Origin of the sequence: Rhodococcus sp. R1101 (assembly GCF_000278445.1) — a bacterium.
In the GTDB taxonomy this organism is placed as follows: Bacteria; Actinomycetota; Actinomycetes; order Mycobacteriales; family Mycobacteriaceae; genus Rhodococcus; species Rhodococcus gordoniae.
Genome location: NZ_AJVB01000545.1, coordinates 1 through 2,408 on the forward strand (window position 1 = coordinate 1; position 2,408 = coordinate 2,408).

Here is a 2,408-nt window from a genome sequence, read left to right on the forward strand (position 1 = left end):
AGGTACTTCACGTTCTCGGCGCCGTGCACGAAGCTCACGTGCGGAACCGGGTTGATGAAGTTCTTCGGGTCGGACAGGATGCCGTTGTCGACGGCGTACGCCCAGAACTGCCGCGAGACCTGGAACTGCTCGTTGACGTTCACGGCCTTCGCGATGTCGACCGAACCGTCCGGCTTGCCGGGGGTGTAGTTGAGCTCACACAGCGCGGAGTGGCCCGTACCGGCGTTGTTCCAGGGATCACTGCTCTCGGCCGCCGCGGCGTCGAGACGCTCGAACGCGGTGATCGACCAGTCGGGCTGCACCTGACGCAACAACGCACCGAGGGTTGCGCTCATGATGCCCGCGCCCACGAGCACTACGTCGGTTTTCGCTACTACGTTCTCTGACACTGGGAAATCGACTTCCTTGTCTGGTTCGCACGCGCCGCCGAAATACGGAGGTACCGTCTCGCGTGAGTGTCCCGCAACGCGGCGCGCGAATGCGACCGACAGGTTACCCGCGCGTTGTCCGGCGTTTCATTTCACCTCATTGTGTACCCATGAGCGGTGGTCGGCGAACACACCTAGGGTGTGATAGTGACTACTTGGCGTCCTGACGTCCTCGGAGACGGCTACGAGCAGCTCGACCTGCCTCTGGGTACCGACCCCGACGGTGAAGGCGAGATCTCGGCGACCCTGGTGCGCTACCAGCCGGCGACCACCGATCTGCCCGACCGCGCGGTGCTCTACATCCACGGCTTCACCGACTACTTCTTCCAGCAGCATCTCGCCGAACACTTCGCGGCGCGCGGCTACCGGTTCTTCGCGCTCGACCTGCGCAAGTGCGGTCGTTCACGGGCACCCGGACACACCCCCCACTTCGTCACCGATCTCGCCTACTACGACGCCGAACTCGACGAGGCGTTGAGGGTGGTGCGCAGCGAGGTCGGTGGCGGTGTGCTTCTGGCGGCCCATTCGACGGGCGGGCTCGTGCTGCCGTTGTGGCTCGACCGGCTCGGTCGCCGGCCCGGTGGGCCGGCCGCGGCGGGCATCGTGGGTCTCGTCCTGAATAGCCCCTGGTTCGACCTGCAGGGGCCCTCCTACCTGCGCAATGTGGGTACGACGCTCATCGACGCCGTCGGCCGGCTCCGGCCCCGGGCGCCGATCCCGCTGCCGAAGACCGAGAGCTACGGCCGCAGCCTGCAGAGCGACGGCTGGCGCTACGACCTCGACTGGAAGCCGCTCACCGGTTTCCCCATCCGGTTCGGGTGGTTGCGTGCGGTCCGGCGGGGCCATTCCGTACTGCATCGCGGACTCGACATCGGGGTGCCGTCGCTGATCCTGCGGTCCGGCGCCTCGCGTTCCGCTCCGCGGTACGACGCGAGTGTCGACACGGTCGACGCGGTACTCGACGTCCGCCAGATCGCGCGATGGGCGGGTTGTCTCGGGAACCGCACGACGATCGTGCCGATCGACGGTGCCCGCCACGACGTGTTCCTGTCCACCCCCGGCCCGCTCGCGGTGGCCTTCCGGGAATTGGACCTGTGGCTGGAATGGTTGGACGGAGCGGACGAGGCGGAGACCTCCGGTTCCGGCACCGAGGCGGAGACCTCCGGTTCCGGCACCGAGACCGACGACTTCGCCGGCTCCGCCACCGTTTCCGTACTGCATCGACCCATGGGAGAGCACGCGTGACCCACTACGACCTCGCGATCATCGGCACAGGATCGGGGAATTCGATCCTCGACGAGCGCTACGACGGGATGCGCGTCGCCCTTCTCGAAGAAGGCACCTTCGGTGGCACCTGCCTCAACGTCGGCTGCATCCCCACGAAGATGTACGTCTACGCCGCCGAGGTCGCCCATACGATCCGGAACGCGGCGAAGTACGGCATCGACGCGTCCGTCGACGGGGTGCGGTGGAACGACATCGTCGACCGGGTCTTCGGCCGTATCGATCCGATCGCGGCGGGCGGCGAGCGCTACCGCCGCGAGGACTGCGCAAACGTCACGGTCTACGGCGGGCACGCGCGTTTCGTCGGCGAGCGCCGCATCGACACCGGAACCGGAGAGGTGATCACCGCGGATCAGGTGGTCGTGGCGGCCGGTTCGCGGCCGACGATCCCGCAGGACGTGCTCGACTCCGGTGTGAGATATCACACGAGCGACGACGTCATGCGACTGCCGAAACTGCCCGAATCCCTCGTGATCCTCGGGACCGGCTTCATCGCGATGGAATTCGCCCACGTGTTCTCGGCGCTCGGCACCCGGGTCTCGGTGGTCGCGCGGACCGACCGCCTGCTGCGGCATCTGGACGCCGACGTCTCCGAACGATTCACCGCGCTGGCCGCCGCCAAGTGGGACGTCCACCTCGCCAACCCTGCGCGGGAGTTCCGTCCTGTCGGCGACGGCGTCGAGGTCGAACTGGCCG

Annotated in this window: 3 protein-coding genes; 2 read left to right on the top strand and 1 reads right to left on the bottom strand. The window is 67.3% G+C overall.

The annotated features are described in order from the left end of the window. The coding region (locus tag R1101_RS28000) for a malate:quinone oxidoreductase (RefSeq protein WP_232284805.1) at positions 1–335 on the bottom strand (335 nt) is incomplete at its 3' end. A 240-nt stretch (positions 336–575) separates the two neighbouring features. Here R1101_RS28000 and R1101_RS0121310 point away from each other — a divergent pair. Continuing rightward, a complete protein-coding gene (locus tag R1101_RS0121310) occupies positions 576–1,673 on the top strand; it encodes an alpha/beta hydrolase (protein ID WP_016935286.1) in 1,098 nt (365 codons plus the stop codon). Next, positions 1,670–2,408, top strand: a 739-nt coding sequence (locus R1101_RS0121315; RefSeq protein WP_016935287.1) for an FAD-dependent oxidoreductase, incomplete at its 3' end; no start/stop codon positions are given. The genes R1101_RS0121310 and R1101_RS0121315, both read left to right, overlap by 4 nt.